15 protein-coding genes are annotated in these 16755 nt (G+C 68.1%); all 15 read right to left on the bottom strand.

The features are described 5' to 3' along the window. Position 1: 1 nt before the first annotated feature. The 15 genes from ACVFYP_RS15475 to ACVFYP_RS15405 are packed head-to-tail and all read right to left on the bottom strand — an operon-like array spanning position 2 to position 16735. A complete protein-coding gene (locus tag ACVFYP_RS15475) occupies positions 2-1015 on the bottom strand; it encodes a phytoene/squalene synthase family protein (RefSeq protein WP_499201084.1) in 1014 nt (337 codons plus the stop codon). Then, positions 1012-1902: an alpha/beta fold hydrolase BchO gene (gene bchO / locus ACVFYP_RS15470; RefSeq protein WP_499201083.1), complete on the bottom strand. Its 891-nt coding sequence runs from the start codon at positions 1900-1902 to the stop codon at positions 1012-1014. Before bchO ends, ACVFYP_RS15475 begins: the two co-directional genes overlap by 4 nt. Continuing rightward, complete coding sequence (locus ACVFYP_RS15465; protein ID WP_499201082.1) at positions 1902-3641, bottom strand: magnesium chelatase subunit D; 1740 nt, start codon at positions 3639-3641, stop codon at positions 1902-1904. Before ACVFYP_RS15465 ends, bchO begins: the two co-directional genes overlap by 1 nt. Then, a complete protein-coding gene (gene bchI, locus ACVFYP_RS15460; protein WP_499201081.1) occupies positions 3638-4699 on the bottom strand; it encodes a magnesium chelatase ATPase subunit I in 1062 nt (353 codons plus the stop codon). The genes ACVFYP_RS15465 and bchI overlap by 4 nt, the downstream gene beginning before the upstream one ends. After that, positions 4699-5910: a 5-aminolevulinate synthase gene (gene hemA / locus ACVFYP_RS15455; protein ID WP_499201080.1), complete on the bottom strand. Its 1212-nt coding sequence runs from the start codon at positions 5908-5910 to the stop codon at positions 4699-4701. The genes bchI and hemA overlap by 1 nt, the downstream gene beginning before the upstream one ends. 52 nt (positions 5911-5962) lie before the next feature. Continuing rightward, the gene (gene puhE, locus ACVFYP_RS15450) at positions 5963-6751 is read right to left on the bottom strand and encodes a putative photosynthetic complex assembly protein PuhE (protein ID WP_499201079.1); all 789 of its coding nucleotides are present in this window, start codon (positions 6749-6751) and stop codon (positions 5963-5965) included. 4 nt (positions 6752-6755) lie between these two features. Next, a complete protein-coding gene (gene acsF, locus ACVFYP_RS15445; RefSeq protein WP_499201078.1) occupies positions 6756-7859 on the bottom strand; it encodes a magnesium-protoporphyrin IX monomethyl ester (oxidative) cyclase in 1104 nt (367 codons plus the stop codon). Next, a complete protein-coding gene (locus ACVFYP_RS15440; protein WP_499201077.1) occupies positions 7847-8179 on the bottom strand; it encodes an O2-dependent cyclase accessory protein in 333 nt (110 codons plus the stop codon). Before ACVFYP_RS15440 ends, acsF begins: the two co-directional genes overlap by 13 nt. A 5-nt stretch (positions 8180-8184) precedes the next feature. Then, positions 8185-8631, bottom strand: coding sequence for a photosynthetic complex assembly protein PuhC (puhC, locus tag ACVFYP_RS15435; protein ID WP_499201076.1), 447 nt, complete (start codon positions 8629-8631; stop codon positions 8185-8187). A 12-nt stretch (positions 8632-8643) separates the two neighbouring features. Further along, entirely contained in the window at positions 8644-9306 is a 663-nt protein-coding gene (gene puhB / locus ACVFYP_RS15430) for a photosynthetic complex putative assembly protein PuhB (protein ID WP_499201075.1), read from the bottom strand. After that, positions 9303-10079 (bottom strand): photosynthetic reaction center subunit H, encoded by a 777-nt coding sequence (puhA, locus tag ACVFYP_RS15425; RefSeq protein WP_499201074.1) that lies wholly within the window; start codon positions 10077-10079, stop codon positions 9303-9305. Before puhA ends, puhB begins: the two co-directional genes overlap by 4 nt. Before the next feature lie 24 nt (positions 10080-10103). Beyond that, complete coding sequence (locus ACVFYP_RS15420; RefSeq protein ID WP_499201073.1) at positions 10104-11534, bottom strand: BCD family MFS transporter; 1431 nt, start codon at positions 11532-11534, stop codon at positions 10104-10106. Then, positions 11531-12232, bottom strand: coding sequence for a magnesium protoporphyrin IX methyltransferase (gene bchM, locus ACVFYP_RS15415; RefSeq protein WP_499201072.1), 702 nt, complete (start codon positions 12230-12232; stop codon positions 11531-11533). Before bchM ends, ACVFYP_RS15420 begins: the two co-directional genes overlap by 4 nt. 1 nt (position 12233) lies before the next feature. After that, complete coding sequence (gene bchL / locus ACVFYP_RS15410) at positions 12234-13136, bottom strand: ferredoxin:protochlorophyllide reductase (ATP-dependent) iron-sulfur ATP-binding protein (protein ID WP_216838745.1); 903 nt, start codon at positions 13134-13136, stop codon at positions 12234-12236. Further along, positions 13133-16735: a magnesium chelatase subunit H gene (locus ACVFYP_RS15405; RefSeq protein WP_499201278.1), complete on the bottom strand. Its 3603-nt coding sequence runs from the start codon at positions 16733-16735 to the stop codon at positions 13133-13135. Before ACVFYP_RS15405 ends, bchL begins: the two co-directional genes overlap by 4 nt. Positions 16736-16755: the final 20 nt, after the last annotated feature.

Genomic DNA, 16755 nt, shown 5'->3' with positions numbered 1-16755 from the left:
CCTATCGCGCCAACCGCCCGAGTCCCGCATCCTCCGCCAGCCGGTCGAACAATGCGACGGCGCGGGCGATGCGGTCCGCCAAACTCGGCGCGGCGGGCTGCGCGGCGATCGCCTCCACCAGGAAGCGCACCGCCGGCAAGGGTGGCGCGGGATGGCGGGCGGGGCGGGCGGCGAGCGCCGTTACCCCAAGCGCCATCAAGCGCGCCTTGGCGGAGCGGCTCACCACGGCACGGCGGGTGACGGAATCCCCATCCTGGCTTTCCACCACGCGGCCGATCGCCGCATAGACATGCCGCGCCGCGCCAATCCCGGCGCGACAATCCCAGGGCAGATAGGCAAAGCCCTGCTCCGCCCGCGCATAAAGCGTATCGGCATGGCGCAGCAGCCGTCGCACCACATCGCCCAGCGCCGGGGTGAAGCGCGGCGCGGCGAGGAAGGCCCCGGCATCCAAACCGGCTTCCGCCATCCAATCCAGCGGCAGATACAGCCGGCCCATCCGCGCATCCGCGCCGACATCGCGGGCGATATTCGTCAATTGCATGGCCACGCCCAGGTCGCAGGCGCGCGACAGGGCTATCGGATCGCGCACGCCCATCAGCAGCGTCATCATGACGCCGACCGAAGCGGCGACGCGCGCGGCATAGCCCTCCAGCGCCGCCAGATCGGCATAGCGCCGCCCAGCCGCATCCCAGGCGAAGCCTTCGAGCAGGGCTGCCGGCAGGGCACGCGGAATGGCGAAATCCCTGACAACGACAGCAAATGCGCGGTCGGCTGGGTGATGGTTGGGACGCCCGGCCAGGATCGCATCCAGCCGCGCCTGCAAGGCCGGCAGGGCGGCGGCGGGGTCCGGCGCCTCGTCGATCGCGTCATCGGCGACGCGGCAGAATCCGTAAAGCGCGGCGGCCGGCGTCGCGATGCGCGCGGGCAGAAGGCGCGAGGCGGCACGGAAGGATTTCGATCCGCCGGCGAGAAGCACACGGCAGGCGGCGAGGTCCGCGGCGCTGAGATCCGTCATGCCGCCAACTCCGCGGTGGTGTCCGGCCGTTCCGCCAGGATCAGCGCCGCGACCTCGGCGGGCCGTTCCTCATGCGCCAGATGGCCGAGACCTGGCAAAGCGATGATACGCGCCGAAGGCAGGCGGCGCCGCACAGCCTGCGCCTGCGCGGGCGGCACGGCACGATCACCCTCCCCCACCACCAGCACCAGCCGCGGCACCAGCCGTGGCAGGTCTCGCAGCAGTGGCACCAGGTCCCAATGCGCCATCATGCCAAGCGCGGCGGCGAGGTGCCCGGAATGCCGGAACAGCCGCGCATAGAGATCCACGCCGCGCGCGTCGATTCGGCTGCCGGTGTCCCGCAGCAGCCGCTCGGCGACCGCGCGATCGGCGGCGCGCCAGGCGAACAGGCTGGGCACGAAGGGCAGGCCGACCAACAGCCGCGCCGCGTGGGTGAAAAACGCCGCATGGCGGTCGCCCAGCGGCTGCAAGGCGCCGTTCAGGCTGAGGATCGCGCCCGGTGCGATGCGCCCATCCAGCGCCATCCGCAGCAGGATCGCCGCCCCCGCCGAATGGCCCGCCGCCAGGACCGGCCGCAGTTCCAGCACATCGAGCAGCGCGGCGACGGAGGCCGCCATGCCCGGCAGGGACAGCCGCGCCGTCGGGACCGGATCGGAGAAGCCGTGCCCCGGCAGATCCGGCGCCACCACGGTGAAATGGCGCGCCAGCAGTGGCAGCATGTCGCGCCAGGAATGGGTCGCCGCGGCGGTGCCATGCAGCAGCAGCAGCACCGGCCCATCCCCCATCACCTGCACGTGCCAGCGCAGCCCGGCGGCCGTGACGAAGCGGCTGGCCGCGCGGTTCGGCCAGTCCCGTCCGTCGATCTGCCAGTTGGGGCGATCGGCCATCACGCCGCCGCCCGGTTGGTGGCGGTGACGGCGGCGGAGAGCCGCGCGGGATCGCTGGCCGGCAGGGCGAGATAGCGCGCGCCCATGGCGGTGGCGAGCTGGCGCGCAAAGGGGCCTGGGCGCGGCGCGGTATCGACCAGTAGCGTCGCGAGGCCGAACAGCCGCAGTGGCAGCGCCGCGACCAGCGCATCCGCCTCCGCCACCGCGCGCCCCGTCCGGCCGTCGCGCGCGACATTCGCGCGGCCATCGGTCAGCAGCACAAGCAAGGGCGTGCGGCCCTTGCGCCGCGCCTCCTCCGCCAGCGCCATAGCCGCGTCGAGTCCGGCGGCCAATGGCGTGCCGCCACCGCCGGGCAGGCCGGCGAGGCTGCGGCGGGCGCGCAGCAGGGAATGCGTCGGCGGCAGCAGCAGCTCCGCCGCACGGCCACGAAAAGCCACCACCGCCACGCGGTCGCGCCGCACATAGCAATCCGCCAGCAGCGCCTCCACCGCGCCCTTGGCCTCCGCGAGCCGCGCCAGGGCGGCGGAGCCAGAGGCATCGACGGCAAAGATCGCGGTGGTTTCGGTGGTTTGGCGAAAGCGCAGCAGGCGGATGTCGTCGCGCCGCACGCGCACCAGCGGCCCGCCGGACGCCTGTTGGCGGCGCAGGCGCTGCCAGGGCGCGGCGGCGCGCAGCGTCTCGATCAGCGACAGTCGCGCGCCATCGCGTAGCGTGCCGGGGCGCGTGCCGATGGGACGGCCACGCCGCGCAGAGAGCCTTCGCTGGCCCGCACGCCCTTCCGCACCCGCCGCACGGCGCGCCGACTCCCGCACGCCCGCGCCAAGTGCCGCCAGCAGACCCGCCGGCATCGCGGCGCGTGTCGCGGCGAGCAGGATGTCTTCCATCATGGCGGCATCCGGCCGCGCCTCGGGTGGTGACTCCGCCTGTGTCTCCGGCGAGGGTTCCGGCGGAGCAGGCTCAGATTCGGGCGGCGATTCGGACGGCAGTTGCGTGGCGCGCGGCCCAAACACCAGCCGCACCGCCAGCGCCGCATCGGCCTGGTCCACAATGTCCCGCCTTTCCAGCGCCGCCGACGCTCGGGCGGCCCGCAGCGCGAAAAGCGGCGCGCGCATCGAATGGATGCCGAAGGCAAGGGCCGCGGCGCAAAGCGCCGGCAACAGCGTCTCCGGCACCGCGACCCGCGGCAACAGGGCGCGCGCGGCGGTCACATCCACAGAATCCAGGGACAGGTCATTGGGCTCAAGCCAGAAAGCCAGCCGCTCGGACAGCGCGGCTGGAACAGTCTCCTCCGCCGTCAGCCCTTCATCCAGCGCCAACAGGGCAATACGCGCCGGCAGGGACAGAGCGAGGCCATCGCGCTGCACCGACACCTCGCCACCATCCAGCACCGCGGCCAGCTTCGCCGCCGTGCCCAGCGCCAGCCGTTCCGCCATCGCGGCCAGAACGATGCCGCCATCGGCCTCCGCCAGCACGCCGCGTTCCGCGACGGCGCGGCCGGTGGCGAGTGTCGAGGCCAGGTCGAGCCCACCCAGCAGGCGCGAATCCGGAATGCCCAGCGGCAGGCGGCGCCAGGGCGTGCCCGCCGGCATCGAATCCCGCAGCGCGGCCAGCCAGGCCTCCCGCGCCAGCCCCGGCGGCCCGCGCAGCACGGCGCCGCCCAGCCCTTCCGGATCAACCGCCAGCAGCAACGCCGCGCGCGCCCCATCCATGCCGGGTGCGGGCGCGGCGCTTTCGGTCATGACCCGAACAACTCCGCCACCGCGCGATCGACGCGCGTGGTTGCCACGGCCTCGTCCAACGGATTGCGGCGCAGACGATGGCGCAGGGCGGGCGCCGCGATCCGGCGCAAATGCGCCACGGTCACCGCTGCATCGCCTTCCAACGCCGCCAGCGCCCGCGCTGTTCGCAGCAGTGTCAGCTCTCCGCGCAGCCCGTCGGTGCCGAGCGCCATGCAGAGCCGCGCCGCATCCTCCAGCACCGCATCCGCCACGGCGACCCCGGGCAGCAGCGCCCGCGCCGCCAGAATGCGCTCGCGCACCGCCTCCGCCTCCACCTCCCACAGGGCGAGAAAGGCAGTAGGATCGCGCTCGAAGGCATCACGCCGCTTGATGACCTCTACACGGGTGGCGAGGTCGGTCGGGGTACGCACTTCCACCGAAAGGCCGAAGCGGTCCAGCAATTGCGGCCGCAGCTCCCCTTCCTCCGGATTGCCGCTGCCCACCAGCACGAAACGTGCGGGATGGCGGATGCTGATGCCTTCCCGCTCCACCACATTCTCGCCCGAGGCCGCGACATCCAGCAGAAGATCAACCAGGTGATCCTCCAGCAGATTCACCTCGTCGATATAGAGAAAGCCACGATGCGCGCGGGCCAGCAGCCCCGGCTCGAACGCCTTTTCGCCATGCGCCAGGGCACGTTCGATATCCAGCGCGCCCGCCACACGGTCCTCCGTCGCGCCAAGCGGCAGATCGACGACGGGCACGGGCACGCTCACGGCGACGAGTTCCGTCGAATCGCGACAGGACTCGCATAGGTCCGCGGGACGCCCCGGATCGCAGCCGAAACGGCAGCCAGCCACGGCGCGCATCGGCGGCAGCAGCGCCGCCAGGGCGCGCACTGCCGTCGATTTGCCGGTCCCACGATCGCCGAAGACCAGCACGCCGCCGACCGAGGCATCGACCGCCGCAATCAGCAGCGCCAGCTTCATCTCCTCCTGCGCCACGATGGCCGCGAAGGGGAAGACGGGCCGCGATGCCGCCCGGCTGTGTGCCGCGACCGCCGTGGTGCCGATATCCATCAAGCGGCTCGCTGCAGGCTGAACTGCGACCAGACGGCGGACAGCGCCTCCACCAGCCGATCCATGTCGGCGTCGCTATGCACCGGGCTCGGCGTGATACGCAGACGCTCCGTACCGCGCGGCACGGTGGGATAATTGATGGGCTGCACATAGACACCGTGATCATCCAGCAGAATGTCGCTGATCGCCTTGCAAACCACCGGATCGCCCACCATCACCGGCACGATATGGCTGGGATTGTCGAGATGCGGCACACCGATCGCATCCAGCCGCCGGCGGAGTGTTGCCGCCCGCTCATGCAGCCGCACGCGCTCCACATCGCTGGCCATCAGATGCTCGATGGACGCGCGCGCGCCCGCGGCGATGGCCGGCGGCAGCGCGGTGGAGAAGATGAAGCCGCTGGCATAGCTGCGCACGAAGTCACACATGGCGGCGGAGCCGGCGATATAGCCGCCGATCACCCCGAAGGCCTTCGCCAGAGTTCCCTCAATGACCGTCAGCCGATGCGCCACGCCGTCGCGATCGGTGATGCCACCGCCATTCGGCCCATAGAGCCCGACGCCATGGACCTCGTCGCAATAGGTCATCGCACCGTACTTCTCGGCGATGTCGCAGATGGCCGCGATGGGGGCGATGTCGCCATCCATGGAATAGACGCTCTCGAAGGCTACCAGCTTCGGCGCGGATGGGTCGATCTCGGAAAGGACCCGTTCCAGATCCGCCATGTCATTGTGCCGGAACATGCGGCGCTGGGCGCGGGAATGGCGCATGCCCTCGATCATCGAGGCGTGGTTCATCTCATCGGAGACAATAACGCAGCCGGGCATCCGCCCCGCCAGCGTCGAAAGAGACGCCCAGTTGGACATGTAGCCCGAATTGAACAACAGCGCGTCCTCAGTGCCATGCAGCCGGGCCAGAGCGCGCTCCAGCAGGACATGCTCGTGATTGGTGCCGGAGATATTGCGCGTGCCGCCGGCGCCCGCGCCATGCTGGTCCAGCGCCTTGTGCATCGCCGCGAGCACCTTGGGGTGCTGTCCCATGCCGAGATAGTCGTTGGAGCACCAGACGGTGACTTCCGTGGTCTTCCCGTTCCGGTGCCGCATGGCCTTGGGGAACTGCCCGGCCTGACGCTCGATATCGGCGAAGACGCGATAGCGGCCTTCACGCCGAAGGGTGTCGAGTTGGGAACGGAAGAAGGATTCGTAATTCATCGCGGACCCCCTATGGCCGGTCTTTGTCCCTGGTGCGTTGGCTCGCACCCTATCACGTCACGGGCGACGGCGCTGGCCGTCCCTTGCGTGAGGCAAGCCCCCAGCGCCAGAGTGCATCTGCCGGCACGGGCATGACCATGAAAATATGCTCAATCAATCCGAGCGCCACCAGTGTGGTGAGCAATGAATAGCCGACGGCCTCGTGCGGCGAGGCATCGCCGGCCATGGCCGCCCTGGCCAGCATCACGCAGGCCAGTATGCCCGCGAGAACGGAGAGCGGGAACAGCGCATTCATGCGCCGCCTGCGGAAAAAGCTTTCCATGTAGCGCAGATGTTCCGGCAGAAACGCCTCCGCCAGATTTCGCACACCGAGGAAGACATTCAGCTTGGCGCTCAGACGCATGATCCAGAAGGCAAGGAAGGTCCACAGCCCGAACTGGTTCGGCGCCCCCCAACTGACCGCCGCGATCGCGACCAGGCCGGCGATGATCGCCAGCTCGTGCCACAGGATCGCCGCCACCGCCGCGCGCAGCCGAACCCAGCCGCGCGCCCCTTCGGGACAGGCGATGCGACGCGGCCCTGTGACCATGCCCGTAAGGAAGGCCATCTCCACCCAGGCCCAGATCAGCAGCGCGCAGAAGAAGCCAAGATAGGCACCGCGCATGGTCACATCCCAGGCCACGACCTGCAGGCCGGCGAGCGCCGCCAGCAGCAACACGGTGGCCCCGAGCATGGTCCAGCGGAAGGTCTCCCGCCGCAGCCCATCCAGGTACAGGATGACGCCCGTGCTGAACCACCAGATGAACAAGGTGAACAGCGCGGGCAGACCATGCTCGGCCATGCCGCTACCAGGCCGGCTGGAGGCGCGGATCGGCCGGCAGGGCCTGGCGGCGCGGACGCAGCAGATACAACCGCGCGAAGCTGGCGGCCGCCGCCGCCGTCAGCCCCGCGCGCTTCAGGCCGCCGAGCACGCCACCTTGCGCCTTCGCCGCCGCGATCCCCTCCCCGATCCGGCGCAGCCTTTCAAGGCCCCGCAGGAAGCTGGGATTGTCCACATCCAGCGTCGCCGGGAAAACCTGGCGGCAGATCTCCTCGGTGATGCGGAACACCTTCATGTCGTATTCCGTTGGCGTCATGCCGAGGGCTTTGTGGAATTCCGGCCGCGCATGATCGCGCACATACATGGTCGCGAAGACGGCGAGCTGGAAGAACCGCACCCAGTAGACATTGACGCCCGAAAGCAGATGCGGATTGGCCCGCATCAGCAGGGCAAAGGCCTCCCCATGGCGGAACTCGTCATTGCACCAGTTCTCGAACCACTTGAAAATCGGGTGGAAGCGAAGCTCCGGATGGCGCTCGAACTGGCGGAAGATGGTGATGTAGCGGGCGTAGCCGATCTTCTCCGACAGGTAGGTGGCGTAGAAGATGAACTTGGGCTGGAAGTAGTGGTACTTCTTCGCCTTAGTCAGAAAGCCGAGATCGACGCCGACGCCGACATCTTTCAGCGCGTCATTGATGAAGCCCGCATGCCGGCTTTCATCCCGCGCCATGACGCCAAAGATGTCCTTCATATCGGGATTCGTGACGCGCTTCTTGATCTCGGCGTAGAGAACGCATCCGGAAAATTCCGCTGTGACGGAACTGACAAGAAACTCCAACAGTTCCTTCTGCAACGGCTCCGGCAGCGCCTTGATGTCAAACCGGTCGAATTCCTCGGTTCGCGTGAAGTGCCCCTTGTTCGGATCGGCCTGGAACTCCGCCATCATCGCATCCCATTGCTGCCGCACAGCAGAGATATCGATGCGGTCCATCGCCGCGAAATCGGTGGTGTAGAAGCGGGGTGAGAGCACCGTCTCGGTCAGCGCCATCTTGGTGGCGATGCCGCCGGCACCGGGGCGGCCGCCCGGCGTGCCGATCGGCGCCGCCTCGTCGAGGATCAAGCGTTCCATGCCATGTCCTCCTTCGGCTCGAAGCCGCAGTGGTACAATTCTGTCAGTTCGAAGATCGCCACCCACTGCGTCCAGAAACGCGTCAGCGGACCGGCGCGCAGCACGGTCGCGCGCGTCTCGAAGCGCATGCGTTCCCCAAAGGCCACGTGATCCGGCGTGCCATGCACGATCACCCGATCGCCCGGGCGAAGAAACACACCCTCCGGTACCGCATAGGCATGAAAGCTGTCGGCGGTTCGTTCGATATCCACTGTGCAGGGCACTTCGAAGGATTCTTCCCTACCGAAGATCGCCCGGCCCACTCCCCAGCGGCCGTTCATCCTGGTTACTCCTTGTTGGTCAGGAAACGCACGAAAGCTTCCGCATTGGTCTGGCCGAAGCCGCTCAGATCAAGCTCACGACCCGTGGCCTGGTCTTCCAGCGTGATCCGGCCATTCTGCCAGGCGGTAAGCCGAAACGGTGTGGCCGTGCCAATCTGCTCCCGCCGCCGTTCCCGCACCAGGCTGCGCAGCGTGCCGCGCACGAAGCCGCCCTCGCCGGGCTGAAGCACCGCCACATCGGCGCCGCTACGGGAATCGGTGATGGTGACGCCCCCATCGGCGCGGTCCGCGAAGAACAGATCGCGCTGCACCAACGCCACCGACGCAGCACCATCATGGCCATGTTGCTGCAGGGGCGTTGCGAGCACAAAGGCCAGCGTTGCCGCCACCATGGCGCTGCAGATCAAGGCCGGGCGACGCAGCAGCGGATTTTCGGACAAGGTCTGCGCCATGCTCCCCTCCCTTCAGGCCATCGCCTCGGCACGATCCGGCACGCGCTTATCCGCGGCGACGAGCGCAGGGGCCGGGCGCTCCGCCGAGGCGGCCAGCGCCCGGGCGAGAATCTGCGCCGCCTCATCCGCATCCACCAGCGCGCGCAGCATCGGCTCGGGCCGAGCCAGCCGAAACGGGCTGATATGCGGCCAGAGCGCCATCCAGGACACGCGATGGGGCGACATGACCTTCACTACGATGTCGCCGGTCCCATCGGCCTGGCGGATCACCCCGGCCGACTCGATCACCGCGAAGGGGACGTTGATGGTCATTGGCAACGCCACGCCCACCCGCATCACGATGCGCCGTGTGGTGATGGTGTAAAGCGTGCTGCGCGCCGACAGCGCCGCGAACAGTAACAGCAGCGCAACCGGCACCGCACCGATCACCACCAGCAGCAGCGCACCGCCCAACGCCTGCGTAAGGCCGGCGCCGCTCGCGGTCAGATCGGCTCCACGCAGCAGCGCGAGCAGAAGAAAGTAGATGGCGACACCGCGCACGAACAAAGCGCGGCGTGCCACGCCCTGCCAGCCCGGTGCGCCCTGCCACAAAATGCTCTCGCCAGCCGGCAGAGGGCCGGGCAATCCGGGGACGACTTCCCCATCATGCTCGGAGATTTCAGGCCGGGGCGTCACAGCAGCGGCTCACTGCGCGCGGCGGTGGCGTAGAAATGTCCGCCGCCGAAATAGGCGGACACCTTGTCTTCCTCCAGCAGCGTGATCTGCTCCGGCAGCGCGATACCTGGCGCCGAAGCCAGTTGTGCGGCGGTGACGGAGATCACGCGCACCGTGCCCGCGGCGTTGATCGTGGCCAGGAACATCGGCACCAGCACGCGCCGCGCGCCACCGCTGACCTCCACTTCCAGATAGCGGAGGATCATCTCCGATCGATCGACCCAGAGGTCGACGACGACGCCGGCGATCTTGCCATCCAGCGTCACCACCGGCTTGCCACGCGGGTCCGGATCCGTCTCGCCAATGACGAAGCCGGGCGCGGCGCGAAGCGGAATGATCTTGGGCAATCCGTCATCGAAGGCCAGGTCCGGCACGTCGGCGCGCTGGGCATAGGAGGCCGGGCCGACGCCGTCGCGCATCGCATCGCCGGTCGGCAGCAAGGGCGCGCCGGGATAGCCATCGGCCGGCTCCAGCAGATCTGTCAGATCCCGCTCCTGCCGGTTCTGCGCATGGGTATCGGGATGCGCCAGCTTGAAATGCTTGACAGGCGGTACGCCCGGAAAGCCCTGGATCGGCACGCGCAGAGGATGGCTCGGGCGATCGGAGATCAGCGGGTAGCCTTCGCGCTTCCCCTCCCGATGCAGCCACAGGCATAGAATGAAAAAGAAGGCGAAGAAGGCATAGAGCAGCCCTGCCGCCAAATCGATTTGAACAAACTGATGTGCGCCGGGCATTTCTTGAGCCTCCACTCCCTGGGATCAGACAGTCGCCTGGCCGGCAAGGCCGGTGGCGGATTCACGATGCGACAGGCCGCGGGCGCGCACCAAGGGTCCGACCACGGCGAGCGTCACGAACAGCAGCGCGATTTCGATCAGATAGATGGCAACATAGCCCGTTGCCGCCTGATTCAACCCCTCGCCCAGCGCGCCCGAGACAGCGAGGGCCGACAGCACATCCCGCAGCACGCCGCCGAGTGCGATGGCGCCGCCCGCCGCCGTGGCTTGCACCGCACCCCATACGCCCAGCGCCAGGCCGACCTTGTCTGGCGGCGCGGCGCGCATGCAGGCGGTCAGCGTCGCATGGCCGAACAGGCCCGCGCCAAAGCCGATCATGATCACGCCGCCTGCGAAGACCGCGCTGCTGCCAAAGGCGCCGGAGAAGATGATCAGGCTGAAGCCCAGAATGCCGAACAGCGCGCCATGGCCCGCGACCAGATGCGGATCGGTACCCCGCCGCAGGCGCCTAGCAGCACGCAGGAAGCCCAGTACGGCACCGCCGGCGAGCAGCGCCGATAGCGCTGTGGTGGCGCCAACCGAAAGGCCGAGAATCTGACCGCCATACGGCTCCAGCAGCACATCCTGCATGGTGAAGCCCGCCGTTCCGATGCCTGCCCCGAGCAGGCGGCGGTTCCAAGGCCCACTCTGCCGCAAGGTCCGAAAGGCCTCTCGGAAGCTCGGATCCGGCACGTCGCCTCGTGCCGTGCGCGAGGGATCGCGGGCTTCCTGCTGCCAGGCAGCGATCAGGTTGAGCACCAAGGTCAGCGCCGCCGCGCCCTGCACCACCTGGATCAGCCGAAGCTGCGAGAAGTCCGCGAGCAGCGCACCGAACACCAGTGCCGCCAGCACCATGCCGAGGAGCTGCATGGCTGACAGCATCGCCACCACATTGGGTTGCTGCTCTCGCGGCGTAAGATCGGTGGCCAAAGCGAGGCCCACTGTCTGCACCATATGCATGCCGGCGCCCGTCATCAGAAAGGCGATTGCCGCCGCCAACTGACCAGTCCATGGCTCAGCCCAGGTGTCACCGGAAAGAACCAGCAAGGCGAAGGGCATCATCGCCAATCCGCCAAACTGGATGATGGTGCCGAGCCACAGATAGGGCACGCGCTTCCAACCCAGCACCGACTTGTAGGTGTCCGATCGATAGCCGATCAGCGCCCGCGCCGGCGCGAACAGCAGCGGCAGCGCCACCATGCCGGCCACCAGCCAGGCCGGGACGCTCAGCTCCACGATCATCACGCGATTCAGCGTGCCTACGAGCAACACCGCCGCCATGCCGCAGGAGATCTGGAACAGCGACAGTCGCAGCAGCCGCGCCATCGGCAGGCGTTCCGAGGAGGCCGCGGCGAAGGGCAGCAGGTGCGGCCCCACGCCTTGCCACATCCGGATGATCCTGCCGGGGCGCTTCATCGCTTCACGAGCTCCAGAGCCTGGGAGGTGTAGAAGCCACTGGCCACGCGATGCGTGCGCACCGGATGCCAGCCCGCCATTGCGGCATCGCCGCTAACCAGCCGCCGCAGCGTGGCTTCCGCCACCGGCACGATGGCGGGCGAGCGATCGCCACGCGGCACCAGGCGCCCCACCGTGAGGAAGGCCATCAGGAAGGCGCTGCGCGGGGCGAAGGTGAAGATGATGCTGCGCTCCGTCCGCGCCGAGAGGCCGGCCAGAGCACGCAGCACATCGGCCGGCTTGTAGTGGATCAGGCAGTCCATGCCGACCACGTGGTCGAAGCGACCAAAGCCCGGGTCCAGCATATCGCCGACATGGAAGCTGGCGGAGCCCGCGCCATGCTGCCCCGCGGCGCGGTCCTGCGCCAGCGCGATCAGCGTGGGCGAGATGTCCACCGCCACCACCTCCGCCCCGCGTCGCGCCGCCTCCACCGCCAGCGCGCCGGTGCCGCAGCCCGCATCCAGCACGCGCTTGCCGCGCAGATCCGGCGGCAGCCAGGATAGCAGCTTGCCCCGCATCGCGTCGCGGCCCGCACGCACGGTCGCCCGGATGCCGCTGACCGGCGCGTCCGAGGTCAGGCGTTCCCAGGCCTTGGCCGCGGTACGGTCGAAATAGGTCTCAAGTTCCCCGCGGCGGGTGGCATAGCTGGCGGTGGGCATCTCAGTCATACCCCAGCAGGTCGAAGATCTCGCGGTCCTTCAGCGGCGTCGCATCCAGCGGCGTAACGCCCGCCAACAGGCCCGCGGCCAGGCGCAGATACTCGTTGCAGACGCCCTCCACCTCTGGCGAGGTTTCCATGTCGAACAGCGTCGCCTTCTTGAGGCGGGAGCGGCGGATGACATCGAGGTCCGGCAGATGCGCCAGCATCTTCATGCCGGTCGCATCGTTGTATTTCTGGATCTGGTCGGTGTCCTTGGATCGATTGACGATCACACCGCCTAGCCGCACGCCGTAATTCTGCGACTTCGCCTTGATTGCCGCCACGATCCGGTTCATGGCGAAGATGCTGTCAAAATCATTCGCCGCGACGATCACGCCGCGATCCGCATGCAGTAGCGGCGCCGCGAAGCCACCACACACCACGTCGCCGAGCACGTCGAAGATGACGATGTCCGTGTCTTCCAGAAGATGATGCTCCTTCAGAAGCTTCACCGTCTGGCCCACCACATATCCGCCGCACCCCGTGCCCGCAGGCGGGCCGCCGGCCTCGACGCACATCACGCCATGGCGGCCTTCCACCACGAAATCCTCGGCGCGCAACTCCTCGGAATGGAAGCCGACGCCATCCAGCACATCGATCACGGTCGGGATCATGCGACCTGTCAGGGTGAAGGTGCTGTCGTGCTTGGGATCGCAGCCGATCTGCAGCACCCGCTTGCCCAGCTTCGCGAAGGCTACCGACAGGTTGGAGGAGGTCGTGCTCTTGCCGATGCCGCCCTTGCCATAGACAGCAAAGACCTTGGCGCCATCGATCTTCAGCGGGTCGTGCATGTGCACCTGTACGCTGCCGTCGCCATCGCCGATCAGGCGCTCATCGGGCCGCGGTCGTACGATCACGGTCATGCCGCCATCTCCTCGGTAATGCCTTCGAGCCGATCTTCAAGTTCCTCACCCGCGCGGCGCAGTGCGGCGAGCGTTTCGGCGTCCGGCTGCCAGTAGCTGCGCTCCTGCGCCTCGATCAGCCGGTTGGCGATCTTGGCGGAAGCGGTCGGGTTCAGCGCGGCAAGGCGCGCGCGCATGGCGGGGTCGAGCATGTAGGTTTCGGCCAGGTTCTGGTAGATCCAGGGCGCCACCTGGCCGGTCGTCGCGGACCATCCCACGGTGTTGGTCACCTGCGCCTCGATCTGACGCACGCCTTCATAGCCATGCGCCAACAGCGGCTCGAACCATTTTGGATTCAACGCCCGCGTCCGCGTCTCCAGCGCCACCTGCTCCGCCACGCTGCGGATGGTGCCCTCGCCGCGGGTCTGGTCGCCGACATAGACCGACGCCTCCTGCCCACCGCGCGCGCGGCGTACCGCGCGGCTCATGCCGCCGAGTGTGTCGAAGTACTGGTCGATGGTAGTCAGCCCAACCTCGACGCTGTCGAGGTTCTGGTAGGTGACATCGACGGAGCCGAGAAGCTGCGTCAGAACCTTGTCCTGCCGCGCTGCCTTGCCATCCACGCCGTAGGCAAAGCCCTTGCGCTTCACATAGGCCTCGGCGAGCTCATCCTCATCCGTCCAAAGCCCCGCATCGAGGATCTGGTTGACATTGGTGCCATAGGCACCATCCGCATTGCCGAACACCCGCAGCGCCGCCTGCGCCATCTCGCCGCCATGCTGCGCGATATGCGCCAGGGCGTGCTTGCGGATGTAGTTCTGATCGACCGGCTCCTCAGCGCTCGCCGCCAGCAGCGCAGCCTCAGCGAGCAGCCTGGTCTGTAGCGGCAGCAGGTCGCGAAAAATGCCGGAGAGGGTGACCATCACGTCAATGCGCGGGCGGCCGAGCTGTTCCAGCGGCACCAGCTTTGCGCCGGTGAGACGACCATAGCTGTCATGCCGCGGCTCCGCGCCCATCAGCCACAGCGCCTGGGCAATGGGGCCACCCTCGGTCTTCAGGTTGTCCGTGCCCCACAGCACGATCGCCACCGTCTCCGGCAGCCCCTTGCCATCCGCCGCATGCCTCGCGAGCAGCCGGTCCGCCTGCCGCGCACCGTCCTTCACCGCGAAAGCGGAGGGAATCTTGAAGGGATCGAAACCGTGCAGGTTGCGTCCCGTCGGCAGCACATCGGTGGTACGCAGCAGGTCGCCACCGGGCGCAGGGCGGGTATAGCCGCCGTCCAACGCATGCAGGATCGCCGGCAGTTCGTGATCCTTGGCCAGCAGCGCGTCGAGCCGCGCGAACTCTGCCGGCTCGACCACCCCGGCCGCGTCCAGCATATCCTTGCGCTGCGCCGCATCCGGCACCTCGCCCACCACATGCAGGCCATGCGGGATCAGCGTATACTCCAGTTCCAGCAGCTGGTTGCCCAGGCGCTGGATCACGCCCGCCGCTTCCGCCATATCCCAGGCGGGCTCGGCCGGCACGAGATCCACCGCTGCCGCCTGCGCCTGCACCAACTCAGCGAGCGATGCGCGCACGCCCTCGTCGCAATCAGGCTCCAGCGCGCGCCAACGATCCAACGTTGCCTTCAGGTCGAGCAGGCCGCGATACAGCCCGGCGCTCGTCACCGGCGGCGTCAGGTAGCTGATGAGCGAGGCACCCGCGCGCCGCTTCGCCAGCATGCCCTCCGAGGGGTTGTTCGAGGCGTACAGATACAGGTTCGGGAGGTCGCCGATCAGCCGGTCCGGCCAGCAGGCGGCGGAGAGCCCCGCCTGCTTACCCGGCATGAATTCCAGCGCGCCATGCGTGCCGAAATGCAGCACGGCATGGGCACCGAAATCCTCGCGGATCCAGCGGTAGAAAGCGCTGAAGGCATGAGTCGGGGCGAAGCCGCGCTCAAACAGCAGCCGCATCGGGTCGCCCTCATAGCCGAAGCCGGGCTGCACGCCGATGAACACATTCCCGAACTGCGCACCGAGCACGAAGATGCTGGCGCCATCCGATTGCGCGCGGCCGGGCGCCGGACCCCATATGCGCTCGATCTCCGCCAGGTGCGGTTCCCGCCGCACATGGTCATCCGCCGAGATGCGCGCCGCGACATTGGCCACGGCACCAAACTGCTGCGCATTGCCCTCCACGATCGCGCGGCGCAGTGCGTCCACATCCCTCGGCATCTCGACCGTGTAGCCGGCCAGCTGCATCGCGCGCAGCGTGTTGAACAGCGACTGGAACACCGAAAGATAGGCGGCGGTGCCGGTATTGCCGGCATTGGGCGGGAAGTTGAACACCACGGCCGCAACGCGACGATCGGCGCGGGCGGAACGCCGCAGCGCCACCAGGCGCGCCACGCGATCCGCCAAAGTGGCCGCGCGTTCGTTGTAGGAGACCATGTCGCGGCTGCCGGGCGTGCCATCCGGCGCGTCACCGCTGCGGCCGCCAAAGGTCATGGGCAGGATGCCGCCATCCAGCTCCGGAATCGCGACCATCATGGTCGCTTCCACCGGCAGAAGGCCGCGTGGATCGGCCTCCCACTGCCGCCGCGTCTGGAATTCCAGTGGATGGGCGGAGATGTAGGGCACATCCAGCTTCGCCAGCGTCTCCTCCGCCGCACGCGCATCATTGTAGGCGGGGCCGCCGACCAGGGAGAATCCCGTGAGCGAGACCACCGCATCCACCGTCGTCACACCATCACGCAGGAAGTAGGTCTCGATGGCAGGACGGTTGTCGAGCCCGCTGGCAAAGGCGGGCACCACGTTTAGGCCGCGCGCCTCCAGCGCCGTGATCACGCCATCATAATGCGCGGCGTTGCCGGCCAGGACATAGGACCGCATGATCAGCAGCCCGACCGTGCCCTGGCCGCCCCGCGCCGGAAGTTGCGAGAGGCGGTCCGTCACCTGGCCCGGGATGCGCGGGTGGTACAGCCCGACTTCGGGATACTCCACCGGCGGCGCCGCCTTCAGTGAACCAGCCAGCGCGGCGCGCGGTCCGGCGGCGTAGCGATTCACCAGCAGCCGCACGAGATTGCCGAGATTCGCTTGGCTGCCAGCCAGCCAATATTGCAGCGCCAGGAAATACACCCGCACATCCTGCGCCGTGCCGGGGATGAAGCGCAGCAGCTTCGGCAGCTCCCGCAGCATCTTCATCTGGCCCTTGCCGGAGGAGGCTGCCCCGCCCTTCTTGCTGCCGCGCAGGCGCTTCAGCAGGCCCATCATGCCGCGGGCCTCGGCGCCCATGTCGAAGCGACCCATGCGGGTCAGCTTCATCACCTCACCAGCCGACAGGCAGCAAACCATCGCATCGCAGGAATCGCGCCGAGCCTGAAGCTGCGGCAGCACCAGATTGATATGATCTTCCAGGAACAGCATGGTGGCGATGACGATGTCACCACGCGCGATATCCGCATGACAGGCGGCCAGGGCCGCCGAATCCGTGCCCCATTCATCGGCGGCATGCACGGCGATCTCCAGGCCAGGCACATCGCGCCGCAAAGCCTCGCGCGCCTGCATCATGGCCCCGGCAAGGTGGCTGTCCATGGTGACAACGACGATACGCATCGTGGTCGCAGCGTGCCAATTCATACCCTCAGGCATAAGGCCCT

The sequence above is a fragment of the Roseomonas sp. F4 genome, assembly GCF_053891155.1.
This window is presented reverse-complemented; position numbering and strand designations above follow the sequence as displayed.